Origin of the sequence: Nocardia sp. NPDC058499, from assembly GCF_042719915.1 — a bacterium.
Classification (GTDB): domain Bacteria; phylum Actinomycetota; class Actinomycetes; order Mycobacteriales; family Mycobacteriaceae; genus Nocardia.
In genome coordinates this window covers 110,170-127,435 of record NZ_JBHXMZ010000002.1, presented here as the reverse complement: position 1 = coordinate 127,435, position 17,266 = coordinate 110,170, and the positions used below count along the sequence as shown (strand labels likewise).

At 63.9% G+C, this 17,266-nt stretch carries 16 protein-coding genes; 12 read left to right on the top strand and 4 right to left on the bottom strand.

Going from position 1 to position 17,266, the window contains the following annotated elements:
* Positions 1 to 65: 65 nt before the first annotated feature.
* Complete coding sequence (locus tag ACFWPH_RS05680; protein ID WP_378748368.1) at positions 66 to 1,187, bottom strand: alpha/beta fold hydrolase; 1,122 nt, start codon at positions 1,185 to 1,187, stop codon at positions 66 to 68.
* Between the two features lie 80 nt (positions 1,188 to 1,267).
* On the opposite strand from ACFWPH_RS05680, the gene ACFWPH_RS05675 reads away from it, so the two are divergent.
* Entirely contained in the window at positions 1,268 to 1,837 is a 570-nt protein-coding gene (locus tag ACFWPH_RS05675) for a carboxymuconolactone decarboxylase family protein (protein ID WP_378748367.1), read from the top strand.
* Between the two features lie 14 nt (positions 1,838 to 1,851).
* Here the strand turns inward: ACFWPH_RS05675 and ACFWPH_RS05670 are convergent, their stop codons facing one another.
* Complete coding sequence (locus ACFWPH_RS05670; protein ID WP_378748366.1) at positions 1,852 to 2,781, bottom strand: fumarylacetoacetate hydrolase family protein; 930 nt, start codon at positions 2,779 to 2,781, stop codon at positions 1,852 to 1,854.
* Positions 2,778 to 3,368 carry a VOC family protein gene (locus tag ACFWPH_RS05665; protein WP_378748365.1) on the bottom strand — a complete coding sequence of 197 codons (591 nt, stop codon included), beginning with the start codon at positions 3,366 to 3,368 and terminating at the stop codon, positions 2,778 to 2,780. Before ACFWPH_RS05665 ends, ACFWPH_RS05670 begins: the two co-directional genes overlap by 4 nt.
* A 422-nt stretch (positions 3,369 to 3,790) precedes the next feature.
* Between ACFWPH_RS05665 and ACFWPH_RS05660 the strand changes: the two genes are divergently transcribed.
* The gene (locus ACFWPH_RS05660) at positions 3,791 to 4,552 is read left to right on the top strand and encodes an IclR family transcriptional regulator (RefSeq protein ID WP_378748363.1); all 762 of its coding nucleotides are present in this window, start codon (positions 3,791 to 3,793) and stop codon (positions 4,550 to 4,552) included.
* Here ACFWPH_RS05660 and ACFWPH_RS05655 read toward each other — a convergent pair.
* Positions 4,549 to 6,129: a bifunctional 3-(3-hydroxy-phenyl)propionate/3-hydroxycinnamic acid hydroxylase gene (locus tag ACFWPH_RS05655; protein ID WP_378748362.1), complete on the bottom strand. Its 1,581-nt coding sequence runs from the start codon at positions 6,127 to 6,129 to the stop codon at positions 4,549 to 4,551. The two genes, ACFWPH_RS05660 and ACFWPH_RS05655, sit on opposite strands and share 4 nt — an antisense overlap.
* A gap of 315 nt (positions 6,130 to 6,444) precedes the next feature.
* Here ACFWPH_RS05655 and ACFWPH_RS05650 point away from each other — a divergent pair, with 315 nt between their 5' ends.
* The 10 genes from ACFWPH_RS05650 (at position 6,445) to ACFWPH_RS05605 (ending at position 17,232) form a co-directional block, all read left to right on the top strand.
* Positions 6,445 to 7,533, top strand: a complete 1,089-nt coding sequence (locus ACFWPH_RS05650; RefSeq protein ID WP_378748361.1) for a serine hydrolase domain-containing protein — start codon at positions 6,445 to 6,447, stop codon at positions 7,531 to 7,533.
* A 273-nt stretch (positions 7,534 to 7,806) separates the two neighbouring features.
* Positions 7,807 to 9,000, top strand: a complete 1,194-nt coding sequence (locus ACFWPH_RS05645; protein ID WP_378748359.1) for an amidohydrolase family protein — start codon at positions 7,807 to 7,809, stop codon at positions 8,998 to 9,000.
* 86 nt (positions 9,001 to 9,086) lie between these two features.
* The gene (locus tag ACFWPH_RS05640) at positions 9,087 to 9,869 is read left to right on the top strand and encodes a hypothetical protein (protein WP_378748358.1); all 783 of its coding nucleotides are present in this window, start codon (positions 9,087 to 9,089) and stop codon (positions 9,867 to 9,869) included.
* Between the two features lie 115 nt (positions 9,870 to 9,984).
* A complete protein-coding gene (locus ACFWPH_RS05635; protein WP_378748357.1) occupies positions 9,985 to 10,398 on the top strand; it encodes a nuclear transport factor 2 family protein in 414 nt (137 codons plus the stop codon).
* A gap of 301 nt (positions 10,399 to 10,699) precedes the next feature.
* Positions 10,700 to 11,404 carry an ABC transporter ATP-binding protein gene (locus ACFWPH_RS05630; protein WP_378748356.1) on the top strand — a complete coding sequence of 235 codons (705 nt, stop codon included), beginning with the start codon at positions 10,700 to 10,702 and terminating at the stop codon, positions 11,402 to 11,404.
* 1 nt (position 11,405) lies between these two features.
* On the top strand, positions 11,406 to 12,269 hold the full coding sequence (locus ACFWPH_RS05625; protein ID WP_378748355.1) for an ABC transporter permease: 864 nt from the start codon (positions 11,406 to 11,408) through the stop codon (positions 12,267 to 12,269).
* A 326-nt stretch (positions 12,270 to 12,595) separates the two neighbouring features.
* Positions 12,596 to 13,462 carry an ABC transporter substrate-binding protein gene (locus ACFWPH_RS05620; protein WP_378748354.1) on the top strand — a complete coding sequence of 289 codons (867 nt, stop codon included), beginning with the start codon at positions 12,596 to 12,598 and terminating at the stop codon, positions 13,460 to 13,462.
* Between the two features lie 58 nt (positions 13,463 to 13,520).
* Entirely contained in the window at positions 13,521 to 15,650 is a 2,130-nt protein-coding gene (locus tag ACFWPH_RS05615; RefSeq protein ID WP_378748353.1) for an acetate--CoA ligase family protein, read from the top strand.
* The gene (locus ACFWPH_RS05610; RefSeq protein ID WP_378748351.1) at positions 15,647 to 16,816 is read left to right on the top strand and encodes a transporter; all 1,170 of its coding nucleotides are present in this window, start codon (positions 15,647 to 15,649) and stop codon (positions 16,814 to 16,816) included. The genes ACFWPH_RS05615 and ACFWPH_RS05610 overlap by 4 nt, the downstream gene beginning before the upstream one ends.
* Positions 16,813 to 17,232, top strand: coding sequence for a Zn-ribbon domain-containing OB-fold protein (locus ACFWPH_RS05605; protein WP_378748350.1), 420 nt, complete (start codon positions 16,813 to 16,815; stop codon positions 17,230 to 17,232). The genes ACFWPH_RS05610 and ACFWPH_RS05605 overlap by 4 nt, the downstream gene beginning before the upstream one ends.
* The last annotated feature ends 34 nt before the right edge of the window (positions 17,233 to 17,266 follow it).

Here is a 17,266-nt window from a genome sequence, read left to right as displayed (position 1 = left end):
AGTCTGCAGGAACGAAGTCGAGCGGTCGAACGCCACCCCCGGCGAGAAGCCCACCGGCCTCGTTGTCACGAAGTGGGTTTCGTCGTGAGTAAACCGTCGCTGAGCCGGTGACGGAACCAGTCGCCCACGAAATCCGTGCGTTCGGCGGAGTGGTTGTAGATGGTGTGCTCGCCGTCCTCCCATACTCGCAGCGACGAATCGGCCGACAAGTCGAGGAAGGCACGCTGCTGGTCCAGTGCGATCAACGGGTCGGCCCCGCCGTGCAGGACGAGCACGGCCGCTGACGTGCGGTCGGTTGCCGGATCGATCCAGAGCGTACGGAAAACCGCGGCGACTTCATCGTCGCTGCTCACACCGAGCAGGGCTTGCGACTGCTCGCCGGCCGTACGGAAGGGTGCGGGTTCCGGCCGCGCGGGAGCGCCGTTGACGCAGCATGCGGCGAAGCGGCTGTCGTGGAGGGCAGCGCGCGCGGCGATCAGTCCGCCGAAGCTGTTGCCCCATACCCCGGATGGGCCGGCGAAACCCGTGCGCTCTCGAACGGCATCGAGGGTCGCGCTGAACGCCTCGTCCGCGTGCTCGTCGAGATGTAGACCGTTGACAATCCGGGTTTCGCCCTGGCCGGGGGCCTCGAGCAGGACGGCGGACAGTCCGCGCCGGACGAGGGCTCGGGCTTGCCGGTGGTACGCGGGCCCCCATCCACTCTGTCCGCCCACGATGATGACCGGCGGGGCCGGACGATCCGTGCGCGGCCGGAGGAACCACGCGTTGCAGTGGCTGGATTTGTAAGGGACCTCCAGTCGTTCGATGTGCATATCGGTGTCGAGCCGGGCTGCGTCCTGGTAGGCCTGCGACATTCGGGCGTACAGCCAACGCTTGGCGGCGTTGTCGAAGTTGTAGGCCATCTGGGCGGCCACCAGTGCTGCTGCCGCCCGTCGGTAGCAGCTTACCGCCGTCTCGATATTGCCGTGCTCGACGGCGGTCGTGGCGCGGGCGAGCTGAGCTTCGGCGAGTCCGGCCGCGACTTCGTCCCAGGCTTGTGTGGCCGGTGCCCCGACGAGTTGGGTTGCGTCCCAATGATCCATGCCGTAGTCGAGCATTCGGGTCAGCGTCATGGAGCGCAGGAGCGCGGCTCGCTGCTTGACGGCGTCGTCCGCCGGTCCCGCGGACGGTGCGGTGCGTTCGGTCATGAGGCTCCGATAATCGACGATGGTAGTAAGACTCGAGTAACAAAAATCGTTGTTTCCGACCTCGAAAGGCTTGATCGCCGATGCCGACCGGCCGTAACCGCAAGCTGCTTCCTGCCGAGCTCGACGCTGCGCAGCGAGCGTTGTACGACACGATCCTCGGCGGCCCCCGGTCCGGGCAGCCGGGAGCGGCATCCCTGACCGACGAGGACGGACGTTTGGAGGGTCCGTTCAACGGATTCCTGCTGCAGCCGTCGCTGGGGCACGCATTGCAGGCAGTCGGCGCGACCCTGCGGTACGAATCGGAGTTGCCGGATCGGTGTCGCGAGATCGCGATCCTGGTGGTGGCGGCACGTCGCTCGTCGGACTTCGAGAGCCACGTCCACGAGCCGATCGCCCGATCGCTGGGTGTCACCGATGAGCAGCTGGCCGGAATCCGCGACGGTGACTACGCCGTCCTGGACCCCGCCGAGGCGGTGATCGCCCGCGCCGCGGACGAGATGGTCGTGTCCGGAGACCTGTCCGATGCGACGTTCGCGGAGCTTCAGGCCTCGATCGGGACAGCCCAGGTGTTCGAGCTGACAGCGGTGGTCGGCTACTACGCTCTGCTCGCTCTCCAGCTCCGTGTTCTCCGGGTCCCACTGCCGGAGTAAGCGCCGCACCGGTATCAGCTGCGGTCGAGAGGGTGGACAGGGTCGGCGGCGACGATCGTATTGCGCAGGCTCCCGAGTCCTTCGACGGTGGCGACCACCTCGTCGCCCTCCTTCAGCCACGGGTAGGCCTCTTCGCTGTGGGTGCGCGACAGCTCGAGGATGCAGCCGGTACCGCACGTGCCCGATCCGATCACGTCTCCCGGACGGACCTGGGTTCCGCGTGATGCGTACGAGATCATCTGCGGGAACGACCAGTGAACATCGGCCCAGTTCGCCTCGGCGTAGCGCCGGCCGTTGACCGTGAGCGTCATAGCCCTGTCGAAACCGCTGCGCGTGGCGAACGGAGCGAGCTCATTCCTGGTCACGAGGTAGGGCCCGAGACCGGTTGCCGTGTCCTTGCCCTTGACCGGGCCCATCGACAGCGTCATCTCGCGGTGCTGCACATCGCGACCGCTCCAATCGTTCAGGACGCAGTAGCCGATGATGTGATCCGCTGCCTCTTCGACGGTCAGGTTGGCACCCGCTTTGCCGACGACCGCCGCTACCTCGAGTTCGAAATCGAACTTCGCGGCCCCGGGAGTCATGGGGATCTCGCCGTCGGCGCGGAACGCGTACGGATTGGAGAAGTAGAAGACGGGGATTTCGTACCAGGTGGGGTCCATCTCGAGCCCACGCCAGGCGCGGCCGGCCCGGACGTGTTGTTCGAAGGCGTAGAAATCCCGAAAGGTGGGCGGCGTCTCCAGCGGCGACAGGATCTGCACGGCTGCGGGATCCACCTCGTCGCCGGAAGTCTCGGCCTCGCGTCCGGCCGCCAGGAGTGCTGCCTCGCCGGACTCGATCAGCGGGAGGAGATCGGTGTAGCCCTGCAGGACACGGAAGCCCTCCGGGACGACTACCGCTACCTGGACCTCACCGCCGGGGCGGGCGTATCGAACGAACTTCACTTCGCGACCTTCCTGCTCGTGACCGCATCCTCCGGACCCGATTGGTCGCGGGTCCAGCGCTCGTAGCTCTCTTCGGTGAACCCGCTGGCACCGTACTTGTCGACCGAGGCGCGGATGGCGGTCATGAGCTCATCTGCCGGGGTCTCGATATCGATGGTCTCGACGAACGGCTGGCGCGCCACCAGGCCGGTCTGCCAGTACACCTCGGCCCGATTGCCCTCCGGGTCGAAGAAATACACGCCGACCGCGTTGCCGTGGGACACGATCATGTCGAACTCGGTCCCGTACTCCTTCAGCTGGCGGTACAGCCCGACGACATCTTCGAAAGTTTCGCAACGGAACGAGATCTGCTGGATCAGCCGGCCGTCGACGGGCACGTCGCGACCCTTGGCGAGCAGGAGCTCGTGGTGCTCGTCCTCGGGACGAGCGGAGAGGAAGTAATTACCGAGGGCTGGATCATGATCGGTGACGACCAGCCCGAGCACCTCGGTGTAGAACGCGAGCTGCCTGTCCACGTCGAGACAGCGGATGCCGACGTGGCCGAGCTCTGCGACCTTCCGTCGGGGAATGTCGGTGTGCGCGTGCATGGGGCGTGTCCTTTTCGGTGATGAGCAGTCCATGGCCTCGGCCTGTGATAATTCTGCTCAGCAAACAATGTTCCTGTCAACAGAACAAATACGAGAACGCGAAGAGCCGACTGCGGCAGCGATGGGAATGATTCGACGAGGGGCCGGCAGCTCGTCACGGTGGCTCCCGCGAGTACGCCGAAGGTGCTCTCCGGCCATGTCCGGGAGCAGCTGCGTGGTCGGCGAGGCCCTGCTACGGCTCGCCGAGCAGCGGGAGATCACGGCCGGATCATGACGCAGAGCCGGGGAGGGGCCCTGGCCGGCACCATGGTCTTCCGCATACACGGTTCTGCACAACAGAATACTTTGCCCCGGGTGCGTGGTAGGGTTCGACCGCCACCAGGGGTGGTCTTCATACTTCTCATCATCAGTGGAGGGCACCGATGTCGGCGCTGGCAAGCTATCCGATCGAGTCGGTCGAGAATGCCGCCCGTGTCCTCCTGATGCTCCGCAGCCAACGCGTTCTTCGCGTGGCCGAGGTCGCAACGGAGCTGGGTATCGCCCGGTCCAGCGCCCACCGCATGCTGACGACCCTCCAGGCCCAAGGGCTGCTGCGCCAGGAACCCACGACGCGAGGCTATGCCGCAGGCCCCCAACTCGTGCAGCTCGGCGTCGCCGTCATCGGAGCGAACGACCTGCGGGCAGATGTGCGGCCCACACTCGAGCGGCTCTGTCACGACATCGGCGAGACGGCGCACCTGATCGTGCTCGACGGCGCGACGATCGTATTCCTCGACGGTGTCGAAGGGCGGTTCGCCATCCGCGCTGTGGAACGGACCGGAGACCGGGCGCCCGCGCACGCGTCGGCGGCGGGCAAGGTGCTGCTGGCGTCGTTGACCCGCGAACAGCTGCGAGAGCGATACCCGGGCAGCCGCCTCCAGGGTGGCACGGCCGAGGCGGTGACCAGCCGGCGCCGGCTGGAAGAAGAACTCGAGATCGTCCGCAGGCAGGGTTACGCCATGAACCTCGGCGAGAGCGAGCTGGGTCTGCATGCCATCGCGGTTCCTCTTCGCAATGCGGCCGGCAATGCCCGTGCCGCCATCAGCATCTCCGGTCCCTCGTTCCGGCTGACCGAGGATGAGCTCGCCGGTCACGCTGATGCGCTGCTGGAGGCAACCGGCCAGCTCAGCGCGGCGCTGAGCTAGTCGCCGGCCGAACTTTCCCCGGGGCGACGCCGGGTCAGCGACAGTGCCGGTCGTAGCGCGGCGAGCAGTGCCGATACGTCGGCGGGCTCGGACACCGACCCGAGGACGTAGAAGTCCGGGCGAACCAGTACTGCGACCACGCCGGCCTCCGCCATCCACCGGCTTAACGTCTCGCCCTCCTCCTGAAGCCCGTCGGGTGTACCCACCACGACCGAGCGAAGGCCGATCGAGCTTTCGAGATCGGCCGCCGCGGCACCCGCGGCTGCGTCGAGTTCGGCAAGACTGAAGAGAGTGAACCCGTTGCCCAGGGCGTCGTCGGAGCGCTGGGTCCTGCCGTCCTTGGTGCGCAACAGGGGCTGGATACCGAGGTGCCCGGCCAGCGGATCACCTTCCCGAAAACCTGCCGCGGCGGGCGGCTGGAACGGCGGTGGCAGTTCGGTCGCGGAGCGCAGGGTCTCGCGGCGTTGCGCCGCGCGAACCGGATCGGTCTCGCAGACGACGGTCCCGATCCGGATCGACTCCTCGATATACGCCAAGACCTGCGGCCTTCGCGAGGCGGTGTACAAATCCAGGAGCTGCGGGTCCGCGGCCCCGCGCAGGACGAGGTCGAAAATCCAGCCGAGCGTTGCGGCGTCGCGGATGCCGGAGCTCATGCCCTGCCCCAGGAACGGTGGCATGACGTGCGCGGCGTCGCCCGCCAGCAGGACCGGACCGGCGCGGAACGTATCGGCCACGATGGATCTGAACTGGTAGACCGTCTGCCGGATGAGCTCGCCCTCGTCGGGCCCGATCCAAGGCTTCAGCAGCTTCCACACAGTGTCCGGAGTCGCCATCTCCGCGGGATCGTCACCGTCGACGAGCATGAACTCCCAGCGAAAGTATCGCTGGGCCACCCGACCCATATGATTCGGCCGCGCGGGGTTCAAGACCTGTCCGGTGTGCGGGATGTCCAGCGCGGGTGCGCCGGGCCTCGGGCGGATATCGGCGACCAACCAGTCCCCGCGGAAGCCGAGATCCTCGGTACCGATGCCACAGAGGTCCCGCACCACGCTGTTCGCGCCGTCCGCGCCGACGACGTAGCGGGCGGTGAGGACGGAGCCGCCCTCCAGGGTCACGGCGACGTGGTCGGTGCCTCGGCGGAGGTCGACGACGGCATGCCCGAAGCGGAGGTCGACCGTGGGAATTTCACGGACCGCCGCGTCGAGGACTTCCTCGAGTTCGGGCTGGTAGAAGTGATACGACGCCTCCCATCCGGACGGGGCGTCCCATTCCCGGGGGAGACGGGCGAGTACCTCTCCGTCGGGATCGAGGAACTCGTACAGTCGCGCGGGATCGGCGATACGATCGACCGCTTCGGCGGTACCCATCGCCTGGAATATGCGCATGATCTCGTGGTCGAAGTGACCGGCACGTGGCGTCTCGTAGCGGCCAAAACGCCGTTCGCACACGATCACGCGGTGCCCCGCCCCACCGAGCAGAGCGGCCAGGCTCTGACCGACAGGGCCGTACCCCACGATCAGGACGTCCGTGTCCAGAGTATCGGCCGAGGTGGTGCGAGGGTCCTCGGAAGGAGTCATGTGCTGCCTTTCGCCTTGCCGTCATCGGCCAGTGGCGCGGCCGGCGGGCCGCGCGGGACTTGCACCACGACAGCGGTCGAGTGCGAGCACCCACATTCTGTGAAGCAGACGGTGTTCTGTCAAGCAGATCGAACAGGTCGGAGTCTTCTTCCGGAATTCTTTGCGAGAGAGGCTCTTGTGCGAGTGCGGATTGTGTTCTACTTTACAGACCGCGTTCTGGTGAACAGATAACCGATCGCCCTACTTCGCGCACGTCGGCTTGTCCGTCTTGCTCCGCAATCCGATAGCCGGCAAATGAACGGGATGGTTTCGACGATGGGAAGTGCAGTAGAGAACGCGATCGACCGAGCACTCTCGCGTGGCGAGGTGGGCCTGCAGGTCGCGGCGTACCACCGGGGTGAGCTGGTCGTCGATATCAGCGCCGGGCAGGCGGGGGAGGACCGGGGTGAAGTCGATTCCGGCACGATCTTCTGGGTGGCATCTGCAGGGAAGGTGTCGACGGCGACTGCCCTTCACGTGCAGGTGGAACGGGGGCTGCTCGACTACGGCCAGACGATAGTGTCGATCTGGCCGGAGTTCGGCGCCCACGGCAAAGAGTCGTTGACGGTGCGCGATGCCCTCACCCACCGTGTCGGTCTGCCCGATTTGCCCAGCGACGCGACACCGGAACTCCTCGGCGATTGGGAGTGGATGGTCGAACGGCTCGCCCGCTCGGCCCCGAGTGACGATCCGGCCCATCGCAACACCTATCACGCGCGCACCTGGGGGTACATAGTCGGCGAGATCGCTCGGCGGGTGGACCCCGTGGGCCGGTCGTTCGAGGACCTCGTTCGTGAGGAGGTCCATGCGCCTTTGGGAATCACCGAGATATGGCACCGGCTACCGGAATCGGTGCAGCCGGACGCCGCCGTAGTGAAGGGGGAAATCCTCGGCGGGGAATTCACTGTCACTGCTGACCACGAGATCAACACGGCCGCGTATCGAGATCGGATCGACCCGAGCGGGGCATGGGTGACAGCACGAGCGGCTGCGCGCCTCTGGGCGCTGTACGCCCAGGGGGGCGAGCTCGACGGCGGGCGGCTGGTGCCCGCCGATCGCATCGAGACCTTCCTGGCGCCGCGGGCGTGCGCCTTCCCGGCCGGTGCGATCGCCGGCCCACGGGCTGTCATCGGTATGGGCGGACTCATGGTGGGCGGAGCCGTCACCGCATGTGACGAGCTCTTGGGTTTCCGGGGGAATCGTGTCCTCTGGCATCCCGGCGCCGGGGGCGCCCTCGGGTTTGCCGACCTGGACGCGGAGCTCGCCGTCATGATCTGTCACAACGAGTTCTTCGACGAGCGGCCACATCCGCAGCATCCGTTCGCATCCCTCGTCCGCGCCGTATACGCCGATATCGCCGGGTGAACGCCGAACCGTCGAGATCTGTTGAGCTGTAACGAAAGTGATCAACGCCGCCCAGGCCGGTCCCGCTGACCGAGCGAGGTTCGATCCCGGCGCTGCTGCGGTGTCACGAACTCGGCGCAGGGGTGGCGGCTTGTTGGTCGAGACGCCGAAACCCGGGCCGTCTATCCCGGTCCGCGGGACGAACGAAAAATTGAGACTAGACACACATCTGGCACTGTGCCAAACTGCAATCTGACGAACAGTCAGATTGTGTAAGAGAGGTACAGAACTCATATGTCAGGCCTCCCGAAAATCATCAGCGTCGACGACCACATAGTCGAGCCCGCCCATTTATGGCAGAACTGGCTGCCGCAGAAATATCGTGAGCACGGCCCTCGTGTCGAGCGCCGCGGAATCGGCGAAATTCGACATGTCGGAGGCGGACGATACGAGCAGACCTTCGACTCAGACGGGCCGTTGGCGGACTGCTGGGTATTCGAAGATCTCGTATATGTTCATAAACGTCACGTTGCCGGGGTCGGATTCAGCCGTGACGAAATGACGATGACCCCGATGACGTACGACGAGATGCGCCCAGGATGCTACGACCCGATCGAGCGTGCCAAAGATATGCTCGCCAACCACGTCGACGGATCGCTCTCGTTCCCGACCTTTCCCCGGTTCTGCGGACAGACGTTCACCGAGAATTCGGACAGAGAGCTGGGGCTGGAATGCATCAAAGCCTACAACAACTACATGGTCGAGGAGTGGTGTGGTGACAGCGATGGAGTTCTTATTCCGCTGATTATCGTGCCACTGTGGGATGCCGAATTGGCCGCCGCCGAAGTCCGGCGCAATGCCGAAAGAGGCGTCCATGCCGTCTGCTTCAGCGAAATTCCACCACATCTGGGGTTGCCGAGTATCCACAGTGGGTTCTGGGACCCGTTCTTCCGGGCCTGCGAAGAGACGTCCACCACGATCAACATGCATATCGGGTCCTCGTCGAGGATGCCTGCGACCTCGGCGGACGCGCCGGACGGAGTCGCTGCCACGCTTTCCTTCAACAACTCCATGACATCGCTGGCCGACTGGCTGTTCTCTGGAAAGCTCGTCCAGTTTCCCGATCTGAAAATTGCTTATTCCGAGGGCCAGATCGGCTGGTTGCCATATCTCCTCGAGCGCGCGGATACCGTCTGGGAAGAGCACAGAGCATGGGTGGGACGTAACGGTATCACCCCGGAACCGCCGTCGGAATATTTTCGCCGCAACGTGTTCGGCTGCTTTTTCAAGGATTATCACGGAATCGCCTCACGAGACGTGATCGGGATCGATAACATCACGTTCGAGACCGACTACCCCCATACCGACTCCACATGGCCGGAGTCGAAAACGGTCGCCGAGAAGCATCTGCTCGGTTTGAGTGATGATGAGAAGTACAAAATTCTTCGCGGCAATGCCATCCGAATGCTGAGCCTGGAACGAGTTTAACGGAACTGGCGCACTTCTGAATCCGAACCACCCCGTTCCGGCGGTGCCGGCCGCCGTAAGGATATCGCCATCCAGTTCAGAATCGAATGGGACCGATCAGCTATCGGATCGGTCGCATTTGGAAGGTCCAGATGAACGACAAGATCTATATCCATGAGTATATCGACATAATCGGCCACAACCGAGACAAGTACATGTACCATATGGCCGCGAATTTCAGTCCCATCGGTCAGGAAGAACGCAACCAGAGCTGCTACGGAATCTGGGGAGTGGTGGGGAGCAGCGGGTATTGGCCGCAGGTGGTGAATATTTGGGAAGAAGAAGGGCTTTCCGGACTCGCCGCATCTTTTCGGCACGAGCTACAACATGAAACGCTACAAGATCCGAAGCTCGCAAAATGGTGGGCCACCGCAGCACAGTTTCGTTCGGGTGGCCGTGATCGTCTCCTGCTCCCCGCACCCTGGACCCCCACCTCCGCGGATCTCTGCGCGGCCGGAGTGACCGGCGATGTCTACGCCCAGGAGGAGGTGCACGTCGCCCCCGGCAAGGCCGGTGAATACCTGCTCAGAGTTCGTGAGATCGCCGTACCACTCTACGAGCGCTTCGGGTGGCGGCTCGTCGGAGCCTGGGAGACGTTGCTGACCAACGACAGTGAGGCCTTCCTGCTCTGGGCCATACCGACGTGGACCCAGTGGGCCGAACTGGAGAAAGCCCTGCGCACGGACCCCGCCCTCTCGGCCTGGCGAGCGCAGAGCAACGAGCTGACCACCGGCTTCAACCGGTATCTCCTGGTCGATGCGCCCCTTTCCCCGTTCCGGACCGGCCGCCAGCCGAGGCGAGAGGATCGCACCGAGCAATGGGTGGAGTGATCCAGGGTGCGAGATCGACTGCGGCGCAAAGCCGGTCGTACAGCGACTTACGGCGCACCGAACCCCGTGTTGCGATGGCGGCACCACGAGCCTCAGTGGGAAGGACAGACCGGTCATGACGATCGCGCGCCTGGATTCGATGATGGCGGAGCTGGAGGTCCGCGACCTCCTCGGCCGTTGCGCCCTCTGCGCCGACGAGGGCCACCCTGAGGACTACCGGAACTTCTACAGCGAGGATGTGGTCTGGGAGACCGCCGATATGCGGCAAGCCGGCATTGCCGACGTGGTCGCCGCCGCAGCTGAGCGGCGCAGGATGGGCATCAGTGGACCTGGGTCACACACACGTCATGTGATCACCACGCTCACGGTGGCCATCGACCACTCGGAGGCGTATGCGGTGAGCTATCTGCAGTTCTACCGGAACACCCACGCCACACCGATATTGGAACTGATCGTGCGGTACTCCGACACGCTCTGCCGTGGCGACGACGGCTGGAGAATCACCCACCGCCGCATCAGCCCCGGATAAGCGCCGGATGCCGAACTCCGGAGTCGGCACAGCTATTGATTGGAGCGCTGAACCTCGCGCGACCGAGTCCCTGCCAGCGAATCGGTCGTGGACCGCCGGGTGATACCGAGTTCCGTCGAGCACGGCTCACCCAATTCATGTTGAAGGTATAAAAATGACTTCGAACAGCTCTGTCGATTCGGGAACCCGAGAACAGGTACGTACCAGCTCCTCCTCCAGTAGTTCCCCTCCGAAGATAATCGCGAATGGTGTCGAGCGGTCTTTCGGGTCAGGCGATAGTGGTGTCCACGCGCTGGGCCCGATGGATATCAGTATCGATGAGGGCGAGTTCGTTTGCATCGTCGGTCCTTCGGGCTGTGGTAAATCCACTTTCCTGAGGATAGTGGCCGGGCTGCTGCCGCCGTCCAAGGGAAAAGTCGCAGTGGCCGCGAAATCGGCTCATCCGGCGTCGATGATATTCCAGGATTACGGAATCTACCCTTGGAAGACAGTCGAGGCCAACGTTCGTTTCGGCCTCGATATCCAGGGGGTCCGTAAATCAGAGGGCCGTCGACGTGCACGTTCATGGCTGGAGAAGATGAGACTGGCCGAGTTCGCCGATGTTTATCCGGCTCAGCTCTCCGGCGGAATGCGCCAGCGGGTTTCGATCGCTCGTGCCCTCGCGGCCGAACCGGAAATCCTGTTGATGGACGAACCCTTCGCCGCGCTGGATGCCCAGCTTCGCACGATCTTGCAGGAAGAGCTGCTCGAATTGTGCCAAGCCGAGCGTCGCACCGTCCTCTTCGTCACGCACAGCCTCGAGGAGGCGATCATCCTCGGTGACAGGGTCGTGGTGATGAGCGCACGACCAGGAAGAATCCTGGCAGAGCGACGCTCGCCGTATCCGCGGCCCCGGTCCGCCGCCGTGCGCGAGTCCCCAGAGTTCGCGGTGTTCAAGGCAGAGCTGTGGGAACTGCTCCGCGATGAGGTCGAAGCGGGGAAGAGTTCCGCTGGTAGGAGAAATTGAGATGGCGTATATCTCCGAGGTATCTACCGATCGAGTACTGGAGCGAGTACCCGGCCGAGCGGAAATAAACTCCGCCGGCGCCATTCGACGCCGCCGAGGTATCGACGCGACGCTGGCGATCGGCTTCCCGGTGCTGCTGCTCGCGCTATGGCAGTTGGCCAGCACTGTGGGCTGGATAGACAGTCGCCTCTACCCGTCGCCTACGGATATCATTCGAGACGGCTGGGAGCTGGTGAGAAATGGAACCCTCTGGCCCGATATCCGGGTGACGACCATGCGGGTATTCTATGGATTCATCATCGGCGCGTCCGCCGGAATTATTGTCGGTCTCGTCATGGGGTCCATCCGGTGGATTCGAAAGATGCTCGAATCGACGCTCGATGCGCTGTATGTTGTACCGAAACTCGCCCTGCTTCCGATATTGTTGAATATATTCGGGCTGGGCGAAGGGCCGAAAATAGCACTGGTCGCCACGACTGTGTTCTTCTTTGTCTGGATCTCCACCATGTCGGCGGTTATCTCGGTGCCCGAGGGTTACCGAGAGGCTGCACAGTGCTTCGGGGCGAACCGTTGGGATATGTTTCGGCACGTACTCATGCCCGCTTCGCTGCCGCAAATATTCGTCGCGATGCGAGTGGGCGCCGGGATAGCCTTCCTGGTCATCGTCGCGGCTGAATTCATCGTGGGAACCGACGGGCTCGGATATCTGATATTCAACTCCCGAGCACTGTTTCTCAACGGACAGATGTTCGTCGGCATCGTCGCTGTCGCCATCGGTGGCGTGATCTTCACCGAGATTGTCCGATTCATCGGACGACGGTTGACGAAATGGGCGCCGCACGACGGCGCCGCCACGAACGCCTGAAGGCGTGTCTCGTCCCCTACAAGAATGCTGAGGACAGCATGATAAGAACACGTACGTCACTGGGGATCGCCCTCGCCGCAGTACTCACGCTGGCCCTTTCGGCTTGCGGGAGTGGTGAAATGGATGCGTCCCGCGCGTCGGGCCCGATAGTCACCAGAGCGCCGGCGGGCCTTCCCGTCGACGGCTGTGCGGGCGGTTGGACCGATCCCGCCGACCGCTCACCGGACAGGGATCCCGCGCGATGCGTTGCGAATTCTCCCCAGCCGCGGCCGCTACCGAGCAAGACCAAGCTGTTGGTGACCTCCTCGACGCTGAAGAGTGAGTTCATGGCCAACGTTCGTCTCGCGATAGCGAACGGTGAGTTCGAAAAAGAGAACCTGGAGGTCGAACTCACACAGGTTCCCGCAGCGGACAGTATCAATCTCTTGGCCTCGGGTAAGACCGATATCTCTGTCGGTGCACCGGATTCGGCTTTCTTCAACGGGCTGACAGCCGGTATCGACCTCCGATGGGTCCTGGGGAACTACTTTTCGGCCGATGACTCCAAGGCCGGATTATGGGTTCGGGACGTGGACGGGCGCCCTGGGAGAATATCCGACCTGACGGGTAAGAACATCGGCGCGATTGTGGGCTCGGGTAGCGTCACCATGTATCCGCTCACTCAGGGATTCGCCGAGGCGGGTGTCGACATCGACGAGGTGAAGTTCCAGTCGTTGCCCGCCGCGGACCTGGTCACCTCGTTGGAGAACGGTGCGATACCCGCAGCGTGGCTGAGCGACCCGTACTGGACCCGTATCAGCGGCCAGAAGGGCTACACGTTTGCGGTCGGGCAGCCACCTGCGGAGCCGTTCGGCGGGATCATCTTCGGACCGAACATGCTCAAAGAGAAAGGTGATGCAGGTGTCGCCTTCGTCAGGGCTCTCGTGCGCACCGTCAACACGTACCTGACCGGCGACTACAAGGCCGATCCGGAGTCGGCGGCGAAACTGGCCGAGGCGATCGAACTGCCGGTGGACATTCTCACCGAAACCCCATCTCTGATATTCGACTGGGAGATCCGCGAGGGAACTTCGGACCGTCTGCAGGAGAGTTTCCAGAAGACCGGTGTATTCAAGGGAAATCAGATCCTGCCGGAGTCGGAGGTCGTGGATCGTTCGTACTACGAAGAGGCAGTGGGGAAGCCCGCCAGTTGAATTGGCAGTCCTCCGCCACTACGCGGTATCTGACAGTGCCCTCACCAAGGAGTGCTATATGGCGAATACTGGGTCGACAACGAAGCCCGCGCGTTCGGTGCGGGAATCGGATATCGCCTCTTCGGATCCATTGAACCTTCGGACTTTCTATCGGCCGCGGTCCATCGCGGTGGTGGGAGCCCATGACACGCGCGCGGGTCTGGAAAGCGTCACCAGCCGTGCGCTGGCACATGCCAACCGAATAGGCGCGGCCTTCTATCCGGTGAATCCGACCAAGGATGAGGTCTTCGGCATTCCGTCTGTGGCAGACCTCGCCGCCCTGCCGGGACCGATCGATGTGGTCCTGGTCCTGGTGCGAGATGCCGAGGCTGTGGTGAACTCCGCGCGAGACGCAGGGCTCGACGTGGGCTTCTTCCTGGTATTCGCGAACGGATATTCGGAACTCGGCACAGACGCGGGAATCGAACGGGAGAAGTCCCTGGTCTCAGCCGTGCACCGGGCGGGCGCCCGGCTGATCGGGCCCAATACCAATGCGAACGCATGGGATCCGCTCGACGAGCTGCCCGGGCGGCGGATCGGTGTGGTTTCACAGAGCGGCGCTCAGGGCCGGCCGCTGACTCAGGTACAGGAGCTCGGCGTCGCGTTGAGCTACTGGGCACCGACAGGGAACGAGGCGGACCTGGCCGCCGCGGATTTCATCGAGTTCCTGGCGAAGGATGCCGATACCGCCGTCATCAGTGCGTACATCGAAGGGTTCACCTCGGGCAAGCGTTTGCGGGAAGCCGCGGTGGCCGCGATCGAGAATGCGACACCGATCGTTCTGGTGAAGGTCGGGCGCAGCGAGGTGGGCCGTGCGATGGCCCAGTCCCACACCGGGCATCTGGTCGGCACCGACGAAGTGTGGGACGTCTTCTTCGAGCAGTTCGGCATCGTGCGCGTCGACGATTTCGACGAGCTCGTCGAGATCGGTGCGGCGCTTGCCCGCTGTCCGCTACCCACCTCGGACGGGGTCGTTGTGTGCAGCGTGTCCGGCGGCTCTGCCGCGCACGTCGGTGACCTCGCCACAGTTGGCGGTTTGTCTCTTCCAACACTCGGCCCCGCGACGCAATCTCTGTTGCGCGAGGTGATTCCCGCGGAATTGAACATCGCGAACCCTGTCGACAACGGTGGTGTGGCCGTCCTTGCCGGCCATGGGGCTCGCATCTTGGAGTTGTGTGTGCGCGACGACGCCATCGGTGTGATGCTGTGCCCTGTTCCGGCGCCGGGAGGCGGGCTCACCGAGGCCGTCGGCGCCGCCCTCGTCGAGTTCGCGCGAACAGCGAAGAAACCGGTATTGCCGATCTGGAACGGGTCATCTGTCGACCATCCGGTGTATCGGGAGCTCTGGGCCGCCGGCCTGCCGGTCTTCCGGAATGTCCGCAACGCTGTCGGTGCAGCGCGGGCGTTGCTCCGGCACCCGGCCCGAGATCCGGAGCTCCGCGAGGTTGTCCGGCTCGCGCAGGCGTTGCCCGATCCACCCGGTCCCGTACAGCCCGCCACCCTGTTGGATGAGAGTCGGTCGACCCGCTGGCTGGAGGATCGTGGTTTCGAGTTCGCCGCTCACCTGACAGCCGAAACCATTGCGGATGCCTGCGCAGCCGCCGACGAGATCGGGTATCCGGTTGTGTTGAAGGGCCGCGGCCCCGCTCACAAGACGGAGCACGGGTTTGTTCGAACCGGGCTCGACAGCCCCGAAGCCGTGAGTTCGGCCGCCGCGGATATGCGATCACGTGGCGCCGAGGGTTTCCTGATCGCCGAGTATGTCTCGGACGGGATCGAACTGCTGGCGGGTATCAGCGTCGACCCGGTACTCGGCCCGGTCGTCCTCATCGGTGCGGGCGGGGTCGACGCCGAGATATATCGCGACGTGGCCCGCTCCGTTCTGCCCCTGACGCGTTCGCGCGCGGAAAAAATGCTGGCAAGCCTGCGGATCTCTCCGCTGCTCGACGGCCGGCGCGGCGCACAGCCCGTCGACAGGACCGCGGTGGTCGATGCCCTTTTGCGTATCGCCGAACTCGCAGCAACCGGCGAGATCGCGGAACTGGATATCAATCCCCTGCTCGCGCGTGCCGATGGGGTTCTCGGGCTCGACGCGCTGGTGCGGCTGACGACTCCGACGGCCGACGTTCCCGATACCCGGGTGCCATGATGCGTCTGACCGATCATTGCGCAATCGCCGGCATCGGACAGACCGTCTATACGCGAGGAACAGACAGGTCGACGCTCGAACTGCATCTGGAGGCCTGCCGGCGCGCGCTGGCTGATGCCGGTCTGACGGTATCCGACGTCGACGGCGTCATTCCCAGTTCACTTGCCCAAGGCACGGTCGAGGATTTCATCGTCAACCTCGGTGTGCAGGACCTGGCGTTCAGCACCTCGGTCCAGCTCGGCGGTGCAAGCCTGATCGCCTCGGTGCAGAACGCTTGTATGGCGATCACCACGGGCGTGGCCTCGTGTGTCCTGATTCCGGCCGGTCGACGAGGATATTCCGGTGAACGGGTATCGACCGGCAAGGCCGTCACAGCGGCGTCCATGGCGACCGTCCGCGAATTCGAGTTTCCGTTCGGAAACATCGGCGCTGCACAATGGTTCGCGCAGGCAGCTCAGCGCCATATGTTCGAATTCGGCACAACCAGTGAACAACTCGGCCACGTGGCGGTGAACAGCCGTGCGAACGCCAACTTGAACAAGCGTGCGCTCATGTACGGCAAGCCCATGACGCTCGCTGATCATCAGAATTCGAGGATGATCACCTCACCGTTCCGCTTGTTCGACTGTTCACTGGAATCCGATGGGGCGGGAGCACTCGTGATCGTCAGCGCCGAGCGCGGCCGGGATCTTCGAAAGCCGCCGGTATTGATATCGGGAATGGGTATATCCCACAGCGATTCGCCGACGTCGATCACGCAGAAGCCACACATCCCAGGTGTGCCCGCGATAGGGGTGGCAGCGCGGCGCGCTCTCGGGATGGCAGGAATTGACGTGACGGATGCAGATTGTCTGATAATTCATGAGGGATTCACCTGGTATGTCATCGCCGCACTGGAGGCGCTCGGCGTGGTGGGTATGGGCGAAGGTGGACCCTATGTCGAGGAAGGCCATATCCGGCTGGACGGACGCACTCCCGTCAACCCCCATGGCGGTGCGCTCTCGGAGGCACACGTCTCGGGTATGAACCACATCATCGAGGCTGTCCGCCAACTCCGAGACGAAGTGGAGCCGGCCCGGCAAGTCACCGGATGCGAGAACATCCTTGTGGTGAACGAGGGCAACTTCTTCGACGGGGCCGTCCTCTCCTTGCGGGGTGCGTCATGATCCCGCGTCCCGCGCCGGAACCCACCGCGCTGACCCGCGGCTTCTGGGAGGCCGCGCGCCGTCACGAACTGGTGGTACAGCGGTGCTGCACCTGCGGTGTGTATCGCCATTACCCTCGTGTGCTGTGCCCGGACTGTCACAGTGCGGAGTGGCGATGGACCCCGGTCAGCGGTCGCGGCACGATCTTCACGTTCACCGTCACCCACCGGGCCTTCCATCCCGCCTGGGCTGATCGTGTGCCGTATGTCTGTGCCACCATCGAACTCGATGAGGGAGTCCGGATGGTCAGCGATCTGCCTGCCGAGGACACGGCACGCGCAGAGATCGGCATGCGTGTCGAGGTGTTTTTCGAGGAGCAGCCCGAAGGCGGTGCCACGCTGCCCCGGTTTCGTCTATGTGAGAATCCACCCACTTGATGTCGTGCACGTGTAGGACATTCGACCCAAAGGA

Coding starts and splice junctions, on each gene's coding strand:
- ACFWPH_RS05640 (WP_378748358.1), top strand. CDS start 9,087: ATGGGACCGATCAGCTATCGGATCGGTCGCATTTGGAAGGTCCAGATG.
- ACFWPH_RS05630 (WP_378748356.1), top strand. CDS start 10,700: ATGGATATCAGTATCGATGAGGGCGAGTTCGTTTGCATCGTCGGTCCT.
- ACFWPH_RS05645 (WP_378748359.1), top strand. CDS start 7,807: ATGTCAGGCCTCCCGAAAATCATCAGCGTCGACGACCACATAGTCGAG.
- ACFWPH_RS05660 (WP_378748363.1), top strand. CDS start 3,791: ATGTCGGCGCTGGCAAGCTATCCGATCGAGTCGGTCGAGAATGCCGCC.
- ACFWPH_RS05620 (WP_378748354.1), top strand. CDS start 12,596: ATGGCCAACGTTCGTCTCGCGATAGCGAACGGTGAGTTCGAAAAAGAG.
- ACFWPH_RS05650 (WP_378748361.1), top strand. CDS start 6,445: ATGGGAAGTGCAGTAGAGAACGCGATCGACCGAGCACTCTCGCGTGGC.
- ACFWPH_RS05675 (WP_378748367.1), top strand. CDS start 1,268: ATGCCGACCGGCCGTAACCGCAAGCTGCTTCCTGCCGAGCTCGACGCT.
- ACFWPH_RS05605 (WP_378748350.1), top strand. CDS start 16,813: ATGATCCCGCGTCCCGCGCCGGAACCCACCGCGCTGACCCGCGGCTTC.
- ACFWPH_RS05610 (WP_378748351.1), top strand. CDS start 15,647: ATGATGCGTCTGACCGATCATTGCGCAATCGCCGGCATCGGACAGACC.
- ACFWPH_RS05635 (WP_378748357.1), top strand. CDS start 9,985: ATGACGATCGCGCGCCTGGATTCGATGATGGCGGAGCTGGAGGTCCGC.
- ACFWPH_RS05625 (WP_378748355.1), top strand. CDS start 11,406: ATGGCGTATATCTCCGAGGTATCTACCGATCGAGTACTGGAGCGAGTA.
- ACFWPH_RS05615 (WP_378748353.1), top strand. CDS start 13,521: ATGGCGAATACTGGGTCGACAACGAAGCCCGCGCGTTCGGTGCGGGAA.
- ACFWPH_RS05665 (WP_378748365.1), bottom strand. CDS start 3,368: ATGCACGCGCACACCGACATTCCCCGACGGAAGGTCGCAGAGCTCGGC.
- ACFWPH_RS05655 (WP_378748362.1), bottom strand. CDS start 6,129: ATGACTCCTTCCGAGGACCCTCGCACCACCTCGGCCGATACTCTGGAC.
- ACFWPH_RS05680 (WP_378748368.1), bottom strand. CDS start 1,187: ATGACCGAACGCACCGCACCGTCCGCGGGACCGGCGGACGACGCCGTC.